Origin of the sequence: Autumnicola aciditolerans (genome assembly GCF_041679265.1) — a bacterium.
GTDB lineage: Bacteria > Bacteroidota > Bacteroidia > Flavobacteriales > Flavobacteriaceae > Autumnicola.
Genome location: NZ_JBGFSM010000008.1, coordinates 188,977 through 205,664, shown reverse-complemented (window position 1 = coordinate 205,664; position 16,688 = coordinate 188,977). Strand labels below are relative to the sequence as shown.

Here is a 16,688-nt window from a genome sequence, read left to right as displayed (position 1 = left end):
CGGATATTAGCCAATAAATACCTCCAGTAGCTCACAATCTTTAGCCTGGATATGCACTTTTTCGATGTTTGCAGGAATTAATATGGTTTGCCCCTGCTGGATAGGTTCCACGTTCCCTCTGGTGGCAATTTCAGCTCTGCCGCTTACGCACATATAGATCACAAAAGAATCTGTATTGGTATAATCTTTATTCACTTTACCGCTTACCGGGAGATAATTTGTGGTAAAATACTGGCATCTTGCAATATTGGTAGACTCATTAGCTTTTTTGTCGTAGGTTAATTTAAAATCATTTTTCTTTTCGAAGTCTATAGCGTCTATAGCCAGCGCAGTGTGCAACTCCCTGGAATTGCCATCAGCATCTACACGGTCCCAATCATAAATGCGATAGGTAATATCTGAAGTTTGTTGAATTTCTGCCAAAAGCACCCCCGCTCCTATGGCATGAACTTTCCCGGTATTGATAAAAAAACTATCTCCTTTTTTCACCTCCTCAAAATTAAGGAGCTTCGTGATTTCATTGGCCTCAAGTGCATCGAGATATTCCTCCCTGGTAATGGTTTCTTTAAAACCTACATTTATTTTAGCATTTTCATCTGCCTGCATAATGTACCACATTTCCGTTTTTCCAAAAGAATTATGGCGCTTCTTGGCAAGCCTGTCATTTGGATGAAGTTGTACAGAAAGTTCAGTACTGGCATCGATAAATTTTATAAGAAGAGGAAAATCATCTCCAAACTGCTTGTAGATCTTCTCCCCAAGAAACTTTCCTTTATGCTCTTCAATAAGTTTTTTTAAAGAAGTGCCTCGTAATTCGCCATTTTCAACTACAGAAACATTATCGGCAACACCCGATATTTCCCAACTTTCCCCCAGATTTTCAATTATTGAGTGCTTGTTTAAAATATCTTTAAGCTTATTTCCTCCCCAAATCTTTTCTTTCAGGATAGGGGTAAATTTCAACGGATAATCAGGCATTTTCATGTTTTATTCTTTTTTGGACCTTCAAATATAGTTCTTAATATCAATAGTTGAAAATCATTATTTTTCTAGTAGGTAAAGGTTCCTGTAAAGTCTGCTTTTATGAGTGGTAGAAACAGGATTCATATCAAAACTCTCCACTTTCTTCAGGTGATAATCCTTAAATTCATCCTGAAGCATCCCCTCCATCCCCTCTTGGGCAAGAAGATAAAAAGAAGGTTCTACAGGCGGCGGATCTTCTTCATGTAAAACAGGAATAGGCTCTCCATACTCCCATATAATTTCCGGAGTAAAACTCCTGAACTCATAGAGTTTTAAGTTTTTTTCCTTTAGCAGAGGCTTTACATTAACGATACTTTTATAATCTTTATTTGTATTAATATACTTAGCCATTGGAAGGCCAAACCAGATAAGACTAATAATAAATCCAATGCTGAGATAAAACACATTTTCTATTTTTCGCTTGCGCAAACCATTTAAAATAGCCAAACCTAAAACGAAAAGGGAGATGGCTGAAAGCGCGAACCATAACGGAAATTGTGCGATTTCATTACCAAAATAAAAAAATCCTGCTATAGGAAACAAAATGCCTATTAAAGCAACAAGGCAAAAATTAAAATAAACAATCCAGGTCTCTCTTAAGGGCATGTTTAACCTGAAATTTCTAAATAAATATTCCAAGTAAAAAGCAGTATTAAGTGCAAGCGGAATAAAGACAGGCAATAAATACCTTACCTTTTTTTCCGGAATAAAAGATAATAAGATCACAGCAGCCAGGGTCCAGATAAGGGCAAATTTGTAGACTTTCTTGTTAAATACCCTTTTCTTAAGATAAGGGTATATTAAACCAATAAAGGCAGGAAGAAGCCAGAGGCCGGTATGTACAAAAAAGCTCCAGTAGTAATAAAATGGACGTACATTATAATCCAGCCACCGGCCGGTTTCCTTTTCGGTGATTTTTGCCACTGCATGGGTATCAAACAGGTAAACGTACAAGTTCCACCAGCCGGAAGTAATGATCGCCAGTATTATTAAAATCAATAATGGTTTCCATTTTTTACCAAGCTCTTTAAACCTGAAAACACTGCCATATGCAATTAGAAAAGGAAATAACAAGGCGTAATGAGAGACCGGCCCTTTACTTAAAAAGGAACATCCTATAAATATGGCAGAAAAAATAGCATTTTTATAAGTATTTTCTTCTGAAGTAAAAAAAAGATATAAAAAATAGATGGCCGGTAACATAAAAGCGTGGGCAAAAATATCCCATTGCCCGTTACGTCCCGAAAAAATAATATAAAATGAAGTCATTAAAATAAGCGAAGCTATCCAGGCAAACTTTTTTTTACCGGTTACATTGATAACCAGAAAGTAGAAAAAGAGAACCAGTATTAAAGTGGCCACTGCGGCGGGCAGGCGTAGCGCAAAAAGATTTTCCATTCCAAAAAGGGACATGGAAACAGCGGTAAGCCATGTGGGCAGCGGGGGCTTCTCGTAACGTGGTTCCCCATTCATGGTGGTAAAAATCCAGTTCCCATCATTAAGCATTTCCCTGGCCGTAATAAAATTCCTGGCTTCCATTATATTTATATAAATAGCATCCAGGTTTATAAAAAATATTGCCAAGCAAATTGCAATGAGCGGGAAAATGTAATTACGTTGAAGTTTCATTTTTAATAATAATTACTGCGAACTTACGCAAATACGTTAAAATGAAAATAAGCCCGTCCAATTTTTTACAATTTTCAAAATTGTATAGAAACGGCAAATATTCTGTTCGGCTTATTTATACCTATAATGTCCTAAATATTGGGTACCAATATCACTAGCTAACAAACTTCTGATTATTTATCTAAATCAATAATAATGTTTGCAAGAGAGTCAACAGTGTAATTTGATCGAGTATTTAAACCATTTCAAAGATTTTATAAAAAAGAGGAGCAAAAATAGCTGCAATATCCTTTATATTTACAATGCCCATCTACTTTATATCCTTGTACCTGCTTAGCTAAAGGCAATCCAATGTCCCCCATGCTTCAGGAAACGACACATTATATTGAAACCACAGAAGAAGAATACAGCAAGATAGCTTCTGTAAAATTACTGGTAGATGAAATCTACGCAAAGGGAAGTTTTTTTCAGCTTTCTCTTAAAACCTTAGAATTGATGAGACGCTTTAACCTGATGTTCGACAGGGTTATAAAAGAGGAGGATCAAACTCCCACGCTTGTCAATCAGCTGGTTATAACTTCCCAACATCTGGATCAGCAATTGCTCCGGGAATTTTAAAGCGACCTAAAAGTCGCTTTTTTTGTGGAGGCCTAAAAGAACAAAAATTAAGAGATTTACTCAAGCTTTATATTTTTTAAAAAAAGCATTGTTTTAAATATAAAGAGGTTTATATTTGCAACCGCAAAACGGTCGCGTAGCTCAGCTGGATAGAGCACCTGCCTTCTAAGCAGGCGGTCCCAGGTTCGAATCCTGGCGCGATCACCGGAGCTAAATAATAAACCGTCTAAGCAATCTTTAGACGGTTTTTGTTTTTAAATCATGTGTTATAGCGCTTCTTTAAAATTCATATCACTCCCATTTTCAGATAAATAACCCCCAATTTCTTACAAAAGTTCTATTTTTTTCTTTCATAATCTTCCCTTTTTGGCTTCAACTCATCATATTAACTATTTTTTCTTCCTTTTACAGCCAAAACCTTAAAATGCTCAAATTTCATAAAAAAAAATCCTAATTTAACCCTAATTAGTAACAAATTTAGGAGCAGTTAATGAAAACGGATAAGAACTTATTAAACAGTTTTGAGGGTTATAGGATCTTTCATTTTATGTGGTGCTTTTTCATATTAGTACATCATAGCATTACAGCAGGTGACTGGACAAAAATTGGAAATCATTTTCTACAATCCGGAAATTATTTCTTTTTATTTCTTTGCATCCTGTTACCATTTGTGATTATTTTATCTGTGTTAACCCCTCGCAAACCCTTAATCTTTGCCGCGGGTTTATTAATATGGAGCAGCATTAAGTTTGGGAACATGCCCTTTATTCCAAATCATATTATGCTTGCTCTTATTGTTAACCTCTGTATTATTTCGGGGATAGTATATACTCACATCACAAAAAAAACGAAAAACGTTCACGAACATATAAGTAGGATGTACGGTTTTGTAGCTCCGGTGCTTCGATGGATAGTTATAATTTTATATTTCTTTACGGTATTCCATAAGCTTAACTATAGCTATTTTGATCCAACGGTTAGCTGCGGAGTCACTTTATATGGTGAAATTACAAAAATACTCCCCTTTTTACCTAATAATGAACTAATTGGATGGATCACTATCTACGGGACGTTAATCATAGAAACTTTAATTCCTGTACTCCTTCTCATCCCCGGATATAGACTCTATGCTATTATTACCGGCCTCGCTTTTCATTTCCTACTGGCTATACACCCAAACCTGATGATCTTTAGTTTTACAACAGAAATTTATGCGTTATATACCGTATTTCTCCCCGTGGAAACCGTTCAGAAAATTTATACAACAATAACAAACATCTTTGGAAAACTGAAGTTCCAGAACCGTAAAAATAAGATTAAGCTAAGCATTTCGCTAATAGTGCCAGCAGTTGCTTTAGCATTCTGGATCTACAGGTTTAATCCTGTACCTGCAGTACCTCCCAATTATTTACAATTTATCATTTTCGCACTATACGCCTGGTGTGGTTTTATAATCAGTCTTAGCCTTAGCTACCTCCTTAAATTTAAGGTTGAAGACAGGATGTACGTCCGGCAGTTACTATATATGCCTGGTCCGGCCTTTATTTTTTTCATTTTTCTAACCATTTTTAATGGTATAACCCCTTATCTCGGCTTAAAAACCGCTACTAATTTCTCTATGTTTTCTAACCTGAAAGTAGCTGGAGAAAAATCAAATCATTTAATTATTTCTCAAATCTTTCCGCTTTTACCTTACAATAGTGATTTTGTTGAAATTAAAGATTCCAACTATCCCCCTTTTAGCCAGATAAAAGAAAAACATGAATTAGTAACTTTCTTCGAAATTGAAAGAGAGGTACAAAATTTTGATTCTGAAGAATCTAAAAACCTTACCTATTATTATCAAAAAAAAAATTACAGCGTAGAATTACCTAAAGACAAGCACCTACCACAATTCAACAGAATATCCTGGATGGAAAAGAAATTTCTGGTTTACAGGGATATTCCAAAAGATGGACCCTGCCCCTGCCAATGGTAAGAGTTTGTAGTTCAAAGGGTTTGACTAAAGAACTTAAAATTTGATTTTTACAGTTAACCATGTTAGATATTTTAAAACCTAACAAATTTATCCAAGCCCCATTTGTATAAAATTAGTTTGAATTAAAACTGGAAAATATTCTTCCAGTGAAGAAAAAGATGAGGTATGTTAAGATTAGTAAAAGAAAGAATTTTATGGGTAGATTCTATTAAGGCTGTAGGTATGTTCCTGGTATTCTATGATCATATTGTTGAACGTGTGGCTGCCGAAGGTGGTACCGTGGCATTTCAACAATTAAAATTTGATCATTCTTTCCTGATGCCTATGTTCTTCATTATTTCAGGATTTTTCTTTAAACCTCCGGAGAATTTCTATAAAAATTTCAAAATCCTTTTCCTAAGAAGACTACTACCCGTTTTTGTTTTTGGCCTCCTCTTTATACCGCTCTGGATTATTTACTATTATCTCCAATTTGGATTTATTGACTGGTACCAAACCCTGGTGAAAATGCTTTATTATTTAAAGGGGAGTCCGCAGTTAAATCTCATCACCTGGTTCCTGGTATGCCTTTTTACCTGTGAGGTGATGGCCTCTTTAATAATTCCAAAAATTAAATCCCGAAGCAGGAGCTTATTCTGGGGAATTCTAATACTTACATTGGGATTATTAATATGCCGTTATCATCTTTCTGTTGCTAAGCTAACCGGCATTACCTTGAACACCTGGTACATTCATGAAGCCATAGTAGCTATGGGTTTTTATTTTACTGGATTTGCTGCCTTTCCTTTTATAAAAAAATTAGCAGCCACGAAAAAGTGGATGGTATACCTGTTACTACCGGTATTTTTCTGTATTACGTATTTTACTTTTAATCTCAATTCTCCCTCAGATAATTTCACCGTGCTTATGGTGCTTTCGCAACATGGAGAGATTATGCCCTTCCTTATAACTGCATTTGCAGGAGCATTTTTCCTGATATCCCTATGTATTATACTCCCTTTTAATAGGCTATTTGAATATATTGGTAAAAATACCCTGTATCTTTTAGGCTTAAATGGAATCTTCCATCACTTTATTAATGGTGAACTTATAAAACTCTATATTCCAGCAGATAATTGGGTAGCAACAACTCTTTATTGCACGGCGATTGTACTGCTAAGCTTCCTTTTATGCGCTCCTTTAATTGCTTTACTGGATAAGAACATTCCACAGCTTTTTGGAAAAACATCTAAAGAAGGACCACTTTTACCTAATCTTGAAAACCTTAAATGGAGAAAAGAGGTTAGGAAACCCAATAGTATTTATGTTAAAAAACAGCATTAGCTATGCTGCTCAGGCCCTGCGTTACATTTTTATTGTTTGTCTTTATAAGGCTTGCTTAATGCAATAAGTAGAAGTTCCGTGACAAATCCCAACCGTAAATAAAAAAGCTCCGCGGGAAAAATCTGCGGAGCTTTTTGCTATTTCAAAAATTTCAGAAAATTATTTTCCTTCCATTTTATCTTTAAGTGCCTGAAGATCTGCATTCACATCACCAATAGTGGTATTTGAACTGTTCTGCGCGGCAGCTTTCTTGGCAGCCTGCTTAACAATTTTCTGCTCTTCCTCTCTGTGAACAGCAGCGTGAGACGCTACCACTCTCTTGAATTCTTTGTTGAATTCAATGATCTGGAATTCTGCAGATTCGCCTTTCTTCAGTTTATTTCCATCTTCTTTCTCAAGATGTCTCTGTGGAACAAATGCGGTAATATCTTCATTAAAGTCGATAGTTGCACCTTTGTCTACGATTTCAGAAATTTCAGCAGTATGAGTAGTTCCTACAGCGAATTCTTCTTCGTATTTATCCCAAGGGTTGCTTTCAATTTGTTTGTGACCTAAACTTAATTTACGCCCTTCAACATCAAGTTCCAATACAACCACTTCAAGAGTATCACCCACATTAGTAAATTCTGATGGGTGCTTGATTTTCTTGGTCCATGAAAGATCAGAGATATAAATCAATCCGTCGATTCCTTCTTCCAGCTCTACAAACACACCAAAGTTGGTGAAGTTACGTACGATACCTGAATGTCTTGAACCAACAGGATATTTAGAAGTAATATCTGTCCATGGGTCTGGAGTCAATTGCTTGATACCAAGGGACATTTTACGGTCTTCCCTGTCTAAAGTAAGGATTTGCGCTTCAACCTCATCACCAACGTTTACAAAATCCTGAGCAGATCGTAAGTGCGTGCTCCATGACATTTCAGAAACGTGGATAAGTCCTTCCACACCTTCAGCAACTTCTATAAATGCACCATAATCTGCGATTACAACTACTTTACCTTTTACTTTATCTCCAACTTTAAGCTCATTATCAAGCGCTTCCCAAGGATGCTGGCTCAACTGCTTAAGACCTAACTGGATTCTTGTCTTAGCTTCATCAAAGTCAAGAATTACCACGTTAAGTTTCTGGTCCAGCTCAACAATCTCGTTTGGATGGTTGATTCTTGACCAAGAAAGATCGGTAATGTGAACAAGCCCGTCAACGCCTCCAAGGTCAACAAATACCCCGTAAGAAGTAATGTTTTTAACAGTACCTTCAAGTACCTGACCTTTTTCAAGCTGACCAATGATCTCTTTCTTCTGCTCTTCAATATCGGCTTCGATAAGCGCTTTATGAGAAACCACAACGTTTTTGAATTCGTGGTTGATTTTCACCACCTTAAATTCCATTGTTTTACCAACATAAGCATCGTAGTCGCGAATTGGCTTAACGTCTATCTGAGAACCTGGCAAGAACGCCTCGATTCCAAATACGTCTACAATCATACCACCTTTGGTACGACATTTTACAAATCCATTGACAATTAGACCTTCGTCATGTGCTTTATTTACACGCTCCCAGGCTTTGATAACACGGGCTTTTCGGTGAGAAAGGATTAATTGTCCTGTAGCGTCTTCACGAACATCAATTAAAACTTCAACCGCATCTCCTTCTTTAAGGTCTGGGTTGTAACGGAATTCATTTAAAGAAATAACTCCTTCACTTTTCGCGTTGATATCTATAATGGCATCACGATCTGTAATGTTAATTACAGTTCCCGTAACAACTTCATCATTTAAAGTATCTACGAAATTCTCTTCTACAAGTTTCTCGAATTCTTCCAGCTTCTGGTCATCAATCGGGTCTATTCCCTCTTCATAATTGTGCCAGTTGAATTCTTTTAAAAACTTCTCAGGATCCTGCTGCTGCTCTACAACCTCTGGTTGCGAATCTGTCGCCATTCCTGCTACTTCCTGAACTTCAGGTGCATTAGACTCCTGAGTTTCTTGATTTTTTGTTTCTTCAGCCATTGCTGATAATAATATTTGTATCCTGTGTTTCTTCGGAAGAAATTGTGCAATTTAAAAACACAGAAGTGATTTTAGTATTTGATTTTCAGCCCTTTTTGTTCTTCCGGATAATTGCCAAAAAGGAGTGCAAAAATACAACTTAAATTTTGAATATCAAACCTAATAACAGCTACTTTAAGAGATATTTTCAGCATCAGGTTTTTTGAAGATGAAATGAAAAAACAATATGAGTAACGAATAGCTAAAGCCAATGCCGGAAACTCCTTTCCATCCATACATTTCCCATGCATAGGCACCTGAAATTGTTCCTGCAGCCCCGCCCATAAAATATCCCACCATGTAGATGGTATTAATCCGGTTTCTTGCCTCTGGATGTTTAGAAAAAATTATGTTTTGATTGGTAATATGCAAAGACTGCAGCCCCATATCCAGAAGCAAAACCCCGGCTATAAGTCCCACAAGAGAACTGCCGGAAAAGCCAAACAGAACCCAGGAACAAATCATTATTACGCTGGCAATGGTTATGAGTTTATTCCGGTTAAGCCTGTCGCTTAATTTGCCGGCCCATGTTGCTGCAAGTGCGCCGCCTATTCCCAACAACCCAAAACTTCCTGCCATGCCGCTGCCATAATTAAAGGAATCTTCCATTAGAAACACAAGGGTAGTTCAAAAAGCACTGAACCCGGCAAAACCCAATCCGCCACGAAGTGCAGCCAGCCTTACTGAGCTTTCTGTTTTAAAATAGTGTGCGAGGGATTTCATAAGCTTCAGATAGGTTCCTTTAAAATCAGGTTGCAATTCCGGCAGTTTCCACTTCAGTAATACTCCGTATACAAGCATTAATGCAGTGGCAATCACATACATAATACGCCAGCCAAAATATTCACCTATCATTCCACTTAAAAACCGGCTACCCAAAATACCTATTAGTAAGCCGCTCATCACTACTCCTATTGCCCTTCCTTTTTCTTTGTCGCGTGCTAATTGAGCTGCCATAGGAACAAAAAGTTGCGGGACAACAGACGAAAAGCCAATAAAAAAACTGGCAATTCCCAGGATAAGCAAAGAAGGAGCCACAGCCGCAGTGAGCAAAGAAGCAATAATCGCTATAAAATCTATAAGAATCATTTTCTTGCGGGGAAATTTATCTCCCAGTGGGATGATAAATAGCAAACCTAATGCATAGCCTAGTTGAGTAAATAATGGGATATTGCTCACCTCCGACTCTGAAACCCGGAAGGTCGCGGCAATTAAATTGAGTAATGGCTGATTATAATAATTGTTGGCAACCACTAAACCTGCGCCGGCTGCCATTAAATAAAGCACTGGTTTGGAGAGTTTTTTACTACCCATATAAAGGACTAAGCTTGGGCCATGGCTATTTTTTCCCTGGCAAGTTTCACTATTTTATCAAATTGTTCTTCCAGGCTCATCCTGGAATTATCAATTTCTATAGCGTCTTTTGCCATTATTAGAGGTGAGTCTTCACGGGTAGAATCCATATAGTCTCTTTCCTTTACATTCTTGAGAACTTCATCAAATTCTACTTTCTCTCCACGCTCACAAAGTTCCTTATATCTTCTTTCTGCGCGGGTTTGGGTGGAAGCTGTCATAAATAATTTTAAATCGGCATCAGGGAAAACCACGGTTCCAATATCACGGCCATCCATAACCACTCCTTTATCTTTTCCCATTTCCTGCTGTTGTTTTACCAACATCTCCCTCACCTTAGAAATTGTGGCCACTTTACTTACGTTATTGGAGACCTCCATCAGGCGGATTTCCTTTTCCACATTTTCTTTATTAAGATAGATTTCTCCATAGCCCAGCTTTTCATCAAAGACAAACTTTAAATTTATAAAAGGCAAATGCCTTAGAATAGCCTCTTCATCAAAATTGGTCTCTGTCACAAAAAGACGGCGCATCACATAAAGCGTAACGGCCCGGTACATCGCCCCGGTATCTACATATATATAACCCAGCTCTCTGGCTAATTGTTTTGCTATTGTACTTTTTCCTGTTGAAGAAAAACCGTCTATGGCAATGGTAATTTTCCTGCTCATATATTTAAAAGTATTATTAATCCACAAAAATAAAGAAATATAAGACGAAGCGAATTATTCCTGAAGAAAAGAAGGGTTAAAAGCTTTTCACAAAGTTTTAGCAGCATCAAACCTACTACTTGTAAAGGTTCGGGATTTCATTAATATTCATTCAAAAAAAGAGGCTGCCAAATTGCAACCTCTTTTCTTTAAAAATTTCATTATATGCTAGAAAGATGTTACACCATATTTCTGAGCTTCTGCTTTGGCTTCTGGCGCCCATTTGGTAAGATTTTCGATCCTGGTTTCATTAGAAGGGTGGGTGCTAAGAAATTCCGGCGGGGCCTGGCCTCCGCTCTGCGCCTGCATCCTTCTCCATAAATCTGCAGCTTCATCTGGATCGTACCCGGCTATTGCCATGAGAGTAAGGCCAATCCTGTCTGCTTCAGCTTCGTGGCTACGGCTAAACGGCAACATAACTCCTACCTGTGTTCCCAATCCATAAGCCTGTGCAAAAATTTGCTGTGTCTGAGCACTTTTTCCGCTTAAAGCTACAGAACCGGCAACCGCTCCTAATTGTTGTAGTTGTGCAGCACTCATCCTTTGCGCACCATGATCTGCCAGGGCGTGGGCAATTTCGTGGGCCATTACTACTGCAAGTCCTGTTTTATCCTGGGTAATATCCAAAATCCCGGTATACACCACTACTTTACCTCCGGGCATTGCAAAGGCGTTTACCTGGTCATCCTTTACAAGATTAAATTCCCATTCAAAATCCTGCATAAAACCCTGGTATCCATTAGCATTTAAATACCTTTCAGCCGCGGTGACAATTTCCTGCCCAACATTTTTAACCATTTGTGATGCCTGGGTGTTGCGAACTACCTGAGCAGAATCTAAAAAATTGTTGTATTGTTCAAAAGATGCCGGAAATAACTGATCGTTAGAAACAAAATTAAGATTTTTCTCCCCTGTAAAAGGATTTGTTTTACAAGCCACTATCATGAGCAGCATTGCGCTTATTGCTATAAGTGTTTTTTTGATTCGCATAATTATGGGTTTATTTTTGTTAAAATTACAAAAGCAGTCTCTTCCTCCTGAATGGTTTAAGTAGGATTTAACAAAATTGGCATATCCAACAATAATACCAGAAAATTTCCATAAAGAATGTAGCGCTTTAAGGCGGCGAATATTTGCTACCTTCGCTCATTATTAATATCTATGGCTAAAAAAAATAAAGAAACCACTCCCGTACAACGCCTTCTCGTTCCCGGGTACATTCTTTTAATCAGTAAAACTCTTACTAAAATTAATCCCTTTCTGGCCAGCCGCTTTGCGGCCAGACTTTTCCTCTCGCCTTTTAAATACAAGTTGCCGGAAAGGGAAAAGAAAATGGATGCACAATCGCTGCAAACAAAACTCACCATTCCATCCATAGACCGGGAAATTGTGGTTTATGAATATGGGAAATCGGTTAAAAAGATCTTGCTGGTACATGGCTGGAGCGGGCGGGGAACGCAGCTTTCCAAAATTGCAGACGCCCTGATTTCTAAAGGCTACGGCACTATTAGTTTTGATGCTCCGGCACATGGCAAAGCGCCTGGAAAAAGGAGCATGATGCCACATTTTGTTGCGGCCATTCACCAACTAGATAAAACTCATGGTCCATTTGAAGCAGTTATTGGGCATTCCCTGGGCGGAATGGCCAGCCTGCGGGCAGTAAAGGAAGGGCTAAAAACCAAAAAACTTGTAGTGATTGGAACTGCGGACAGTATCACCCATATTACCAGGGAATTTGCCGCAAATATGAAAATGAATGAAGAAGTTGCCCGCAGGATGAAAACCTATCTGGATACCCGGCTGGGGCAGGATATGAATACCTATTCCGGAGCGATCTCTGCGGAAGGGATAACCACTCCCACTTTTGTTATTCATGATAAAACCGATGTGGATGTCTCTGTAAATTGTGCTTACAAAATACACAAAACCCTGGAAAACAGCAAAATTTTAATCACAGAAGGCCTTGGCCACCGCAGGATTTTGGGAGATCCAGAGGTAATTAACAGAATCACAACGTTCATCGCGGTATAATCTTTGTACTTTTAAAAACAAAAAGCAGGAAGTGGCACATTGCCTGGCCCTGACAGCCATCATAAAAGGCAAAAATTAAATTTTGCAGCCATTTCTTCAATATTAAAAGAAAAACTACATGAAAAAGATCATATTTCTACTGTTAGCAACAATAATGATGAGTTGTAACGGAAACGCACAGAAGAATAAAACTTCTCAAAACTTTGAAGTAAGTAAAACTGAAAAAGAGTGGAAACAGGACCTAACAGATGCCGAATTTCAGGTATTGAGAAAGGCTGCAACAGAACCTGCTTTTTCAAGCGATTTAAACAAGATTAAAGAACCCGGTACATTTATTTGCGCTGCCTGCGGAAATGAACTTTATAAAACCGAAAATAAATTTATGAGCGGTACCGGCTGGCCGAGTTTTGACCGTCCCATAGAAGGTGCTGTAGAATTAGGCCGTGATACCAAACTGGGATACACCAGGGACGAAGTGCATTGCGCAAGATGTGGCGGCCACCTGGGCCATGTGTTTGATGATGGCCCACGAGAAACTACCGGCAAAAGATATTGTATGAATGGAGTGGCCATGGACTTTGTACCGGCTAACCAATAAAAAGTAAAAGATGAAAAAATACGCTATAGAAAAATCTGAAGGAGAATGGAAAAAGCAGCTTTCCGATGAACAATACCGGGTGCTGCGTGAAAAAGGAACAGAAGCGCCCCATAGCGGTAAATACAACCTTCATTTTGAAGAAGGAGAATACCGTTGTGCCGCCTGTCACACCAAGCTTTTTGAAAGTGATGCGAAATTTGAAAGCGGCTGCGGCTGGCCAAGTTTTGATCAGGCTATTGAAGGAAAGGTGGAATATGTGCAGGACAAAAGCTTTGGGATGATTAGAACTGAAATCCTTTGCGCTACCTGTGGCAGCCATTTGGGGCATGTTTTTGACGATGGCCCTACGGAAACAGGACAACGGTATTGCGTAAATTCCGCCAGTATAGAATTTGATAAATAAATTAACACCTAAAATTATGAGAAAAATATTTTCACTTTTGTTTATGACTACATTCTTATTTGTTTCATGTTCTGATGATGGGGAAGTGGGGCCACAAGGGCCACAGGGACCTCCCGGCCCAGCCGGTGAAGCTATAGTTGGAAACGTTATAGATCTTGAGACGTATGATTTTAATGAAGATAATGATTATACCTTGTTTTTAGATTTCGATGATGCCGGCGTAGAAGTATTTGAATCTGATGCGGTATTGGTTTATATGAGTGTTGGAGAGTATGAAGATGAAAACGGTGAACCATATTATGCGTTCAGGCAGTTGCCGCAAACATATTATACAGACAATGGAGAGGAAATTCAGTATAACTTTGATTATACTTTTTTCGATATCAATATCTTTTTAGACAGTTCTATTCCGTATGAAAATTTTGATACTATTGATGACTCTTATACCGATGATCTTTTTTTCAGGATCATTATAGTACCTGCAGATTTTGCAGAAAATACCAATGTTAATTTATCCGATTATAATGCAGTAGTCAATAAACTGAATATTGATTCTTCAAAAATCAAAAAGATTTCTGCCAGCAAAAAATAAAAGGAAACTTCCATTATTCTAAAAGCCTATCTTTATGCGGGTAGGCTTTTTTTTATATCTTCACCACCGTAAACAATAACACTTCTCCTATGAAGAAACTACTACCATTTCTTATTTTTTCTTTAGGTATCACCCTCTTTTCATGTTCTACTGAAGGCCCTCCGGGAGCAGAAGGAGAGCCAGGTCCCACGGGGCCTCAAGGCGAACAGGGCGAACCAGGACCACAGGGCGAACCAGGGGAAAGTGTTACCGGGACTGTAATAGATTTAGAGCCCGTCACTTTTAATGAAGACAACTACTATTCCACCTTTTTAGCTTTTAGCGAAGTAAATATGGAACTTGCTGCCACAGATGCTGTTTTTGTTTACACAAAAACGGGTGAAAATGGCCAGGACGAAAACGGGGAAACCATTAATGCCTGGAGGTTACTTCCCCAAACCTATTTTGCGGCAAATAATGTTGTGGTACAGTATAATTATGATTACACCTTGCAGGATGTAAATATTTTTCTGGACAGCAATTTAGCCTATTCTAACTTCAATACCCTTGATGGCAGCTGGACAGAGGGCCTGCTCTTTCGCATTTTAGTAGTCCCTTCCTCTTTAGTTGAAACCGGAATAGACATAAGTAATTATAATCAGGCGATAAAAAATATTACTGTATTAAAAACGGCCTCTACACCTAATTTGTAAAATGAGGGCAAAGGATAATACTGGTAAAATACAGCCGAAGGCATTTTTGCTGCATTCCTCTGGCTTAAAGCAGCTGTTTAATCCTTTTTGTTTAAGCATTAATTCCTTAAATTCGCAACTTCTAAACCCTCACAAAAATTACTAAAAATGAGTAAATATGATGTCATAGTTTTAGGCAGTGGCCCGGGAGGTTACGTAACCGCAATTCGCTCTTCGCAATTGGGTTTTAAAACAGCTATTATAGAAAAAGAAAGCCTTGGTGGTGTTTGCCTTAACTGGGGTTGTATCCCAACAAAGGCACTTCTTAAAAGTGCTGAAGTTTTTGATTATCTAAAACATGCCGAAGATTACGGATTAACTTTGGAAAAGGCAGATAAAGATTTTAATGCCGTGGTAAAAAGAAGCCGTGATGTGGCAAACGGGATGAGCAAGGGCGTGCAGTTCCTTATGAAAAAAAACAAAATTGATGTTATTGAGGGCTACGGAAAACTGAAAAAAGGCAAAAAAGTTGCCGTAACCGGAAAAGACGATAAAACCAAAGATTACGAAGCAGACCATATTATTGTTGCCACAGGGGCACGCTCCCGCGAATTGCCAAACCTAAAGCAGGATGGCAAAAAAGTGATTGGCTACCGTGAAGCAATGACTTTGGAAAAACAGCCAAAGTCGATGATAGTTGTTGGCTCCGGAGCTATTGGGGTGGAGTTTGCCCATTTCTATAACTCTATGGGCACCGAGGTTACCATCGTGGAATTTCTTCCAAACCTTGTTCCACTGGAAGATGAAGAAGTTTCCAAGCAGTTTGAAAGAAGCGTGAAAAAAGCAGGAATTAAGGTAATGACAAATTCTTCAGTGGAAAGTGTGGATACTTCAGGAAAAACCGTAAAAGCTAAAGTAAAAACCAAAAAAGGGGAAGAAACCCTTGAGGCCGACATTGTGCTTTCTGCAGTTGGAATTAAAACCAATATCGAAAATATAGGCCTCGAAGAACTCAACATTAAAACCGAAAAGGATAAGATTATAGTAGACGACTTCTATAAAACCAATGCAGATGGTATTTATGCCATTGGAGACGTGGTTCATGGCCCTGCTCTTGCCCATGTAGCTTCTGCGGAAGGTATTATTTGTGTTGAAAAAATAAAGGGCATGAAAGTTCAGCCGCTGGACTACGGAAATATTCCCGGTTGTACCTATGCCACTCCTGAAATCGCTTCTGTGGGAATGACTGAAAAACAGGCCAAAGAAGCAGGTTATGAAATCAAGGTGGGAAAATTCCCGTTTTCAGCCTCAGGAAAAGCAAAAGCCGCAGGAAAATCTGATGGTTTTGTAAAAGTAATTTTTGATGCCAAATATGGGGAATGGTTAGGTTGCCACATGATTGGTGCCGGCGTCACCGATATGATCGCGGAAGCAGTTCTTGGCCGGAAACTGGAAACCACAGGACATGAAGTTCTTAAAGCTGTCCACCCTCACCCTACCATGAGTGAGGCGGTGATGGAAGCCGTAGCCGCAGCTTATGATGAAGTAATTCATATCTAAATAGATGTTAGACGTTAGACGTTAGACGTTAGAAAAATAGTATATCCCGGGAAACTCAAGTTAGTTTTCCGGGATTTTTTATTGCTCCCCTTCTTAAAAAGGAGGGGTGGCCGAAGGCGGGGTGGTTATTTCCAGTTCGGATTTTAT

At 38.5% G+C, this 16,688-nt stretch carries 16 protein-coding genes and 1 tRNA gene; 10 read left to right on the top strand and 7 right to left on the bottom strand.

The genetic code is table 11. The features are described from left to right. Positions 1-6: 6 nt before the first annotated feature. Both AB8M93_RS10845 and AB8M93_RS10840 read right to left on the bottom strand, forming a co-directional pair. Positions 7-978: a type I phosphomannose isomerase catalytic subunit gene (locus tag AB8M93_RS10845; protein WP_373057651.1), complete on the bottom strand. Its 972-nt coding sequence runs from the start codon at positions 976-978 to the stop codon at positions 7-9. A gap of 63 nt (positions 979-1,041) precedes the next feature. Beyond that, positions 1,042-2,652, bottom strand: a complete 1,611-nt coding sequence (locus tag AB8M93_RS10840; protein ID WP_373057603.1) for an ArnT family glycosyltransferase — start codon at positions 2,650-2,652, stop codon at positions 1,042-1,044. A gap of 351 nt (positions 2,653-3,003) precedes the next feature. Between AB8M93_RS10840 and AB8M93_RS10835 the strand changes: the two genes are divergently transcribed. The 4 genes from AB8M93_RS10835 to AB8M93_RS10820 all read left to right on the top strand — a co-directional run bounded on the left by AB8M93_RS10835 (position 3,004) and on the right by AB8M93_RS10820 (position 6,571). Next, positions 3,004-3,270 carry a hypothetical protein gene (locus AB8M93_RS10835; protein WP_373057602.1) on the top strand — a complete coding sequence of 89 codons (267 nt, stop codon included), beginning with the start codon at positions 3,004-3,006 and terminating at the stop codon, positions 3,268-3,270. A 130-nt stretch (positions 3,271-3,400) separates the two neighbouring features. Next, positions 3,401-3,474 (top strand) — tRNA-Arg (locus AB8M93_RS10830). Positions 3,475-3,760: 286 nt separating this feature from the next. Further along, the gene (locus AB8M93_RS10825) at positions 3,761-5,248 is read left to right on the top strand and encodes an HTTM domain-containing protein (protein ID WP_373057601.1); all 1,488 of its coding nucleotides are present in this window, start codon (positions 3,761-3,763) and stop codon (positions 5,246-5,248) included. Positions 5,249-5,413: 165 nt separating this feature from the next. After that, positions 5,414-6,571 carry an acyltransferase family protein gene (locus AB8M93_RS10820; RefSeq protein WP_373057600.1) on the top strand — a complete coding sequence of 386 codons (1,158 nt, stop codon included), beginning with the start codon at positions 5,414-5,416 and terminating at the stop codon, positions 6,569-6,571. A gap of 159 nt (positions 6,572-6,730) precedes the next feature. Here the strand turns inward: AB8M93_RS10820 and rpsA are convergent, their stop codons facing one another. The 5 genes from rpsA to AB8M93_RS10795 all read right to left on the bottom strand — a co-directional run bounded on the left by rpsA (position 6,731) and on the right by AB8M93_RS10795 (position 11,676). Beyond that, positions 6,731-8,584 carry a 30S ribosomal protein S1 gene (gene rpsA / locus AB8M93_RS10815; RefSeq protein WP_373057599.1) on the bottom strand — a complete coding sequence of 618 codons (1,854 nt, stop codon included), beginning with the start codon at positions 8,582-8,584 and terminating at the stop codon, positions 6,731-6,733. A gap of 174 nt (positions 8,585-8,758) precedes the next feature. Continuing rightward, complete coding sequence (locus AB8M93_RS10810; protein WP_373057598.1) at positions 8,759-9,232, bottom strand: MFS transporter; 474 nt, start codon at positions 9,230-9,232, stop codon at positions 8,759-8,761. An 18-nt stretch (positions 9,233-9,250) separates the two neighbouring features. Continuing rightward, positions 9,251-9,937, bottom strand: a complete 687-nt coding sequence (locus AB8M93_RS10805) for an MFS transporter (protein WP_373057597.1) — start codon at positions 9,935-9,937, stop codon at positions 9,251-9,253. Positions 9,938-9,945: 8 nt separating this feature from the next. After that, positions 9,946-10,647: a (d)CMP kinase gene (gene cmk, locus AB8M93_RS10800; protein ID WP_373057596.1), complete on the bottom strand. Its 702-nt coding sequence runs from the start codon at positions 10,645-10,647 to the stop codon at positions 9,946-9,948. A gap of 207 nt (positions 10,648-10,854) precedes the next feature. After that, on the bottom strand, positions 10,855-11,676 hold the full coding sequence (locus AB8M93_RS10795) for a M48 family metallopeptidase (RefSeq protein WP_373057595.1): 822 nt from the start codon (positions 11,674-11,676) through the stop codon (positions 10,855-10,857). 171 nt (positions 11,677-11,847) lie between these two features. On the opposite strand from AB8M93_RS10795, the gene AB8M93_RS10790 reads away from it, so the two are divergent. The 6 genes from AB8M93_RS10790 (at position 11,848) to lpdA (ending at position 16,541) form a co-directional block, all read left to right on the top strand. Continuing rightward, complete coding sequence (locus AB8M93_RS10790) at positions 11,848-12,717, top strand: alpha/beta fold hydrolase (RefSeq protein WP_373057594.1); 870 nt, start codon at positions 11,848-11,850, stop codon at positions 12,715-12,717. Positions 12,718-12,835: 118 nt separating this feature from the next. Continuing rightward, the gene (gene msrB, locus AB8M93_RS10785) at positions 12,836-13,315 is read left to right on the top strand and encodes a peptide-methionine (R)-S-oxide reductase MsrB (RefSeq protein ID WP_373057593.1); all 480 of its coding nucleotides are present in this window, start codon (positions 12,836-12,838) and stop codon (positions 13,313-13,315) included. A 10-nt stretch (positions 13,316-13,325) separates the two neighbouring features. Further along, positions 13,326-13,718 carry a peptide-methionine (R)-S-oxide reductase MsrB gene (gene msrB / locus AB8M93_RS10780; RefSeq protein ID WP_373057592.1) on the top strand — a complete coding sequence of 131 codons (393 nt, stop codon included), beginning with the start codon at positions 13,326-13,328 and terminating at the stop codon, positions 13,716-13,718. 16 nt (positions 13,719-13,734) lie between these two features. After that, the gene (locus AB8M93_RS10775; protein WP_373057591.1) at positions 13,735-14,310 is read left to right on the top strand and encodes a collagen-like protein; all 576 of its coding nucleotides are present in this window, start codon (positions 13,735-13,737) and stop codon (positions 14,308-14,310) included. Between the two features lie 89 nt (positions 14,311-14,399). Continuing rightward, complete coding sequence (locus AB8M93_RS10770) at positions 14,400-15,002, top strand: collagen-like triple helix repeat-containing protein (protein WP_373057590.1); 603 nt, start codon at positions 14,400-14,402, stop codon at positions 15,000-15,002. A gap of 147 nt (positions 15,003-15,149) precedes the next feature. Continuing rightward, entirely contained in the window at positions 15,150-16,541 is a 1,392-nt protein-coding gene (gene lpdA, locus AB8M93_RS10765) for a dihydrolipoyl dehydrogenase (RefSeq protein ID WP_373057589.1), read from the top strand. The last annotated feature ends 147 nt before the right edge of the window (positions 16,542-16,688 follow it).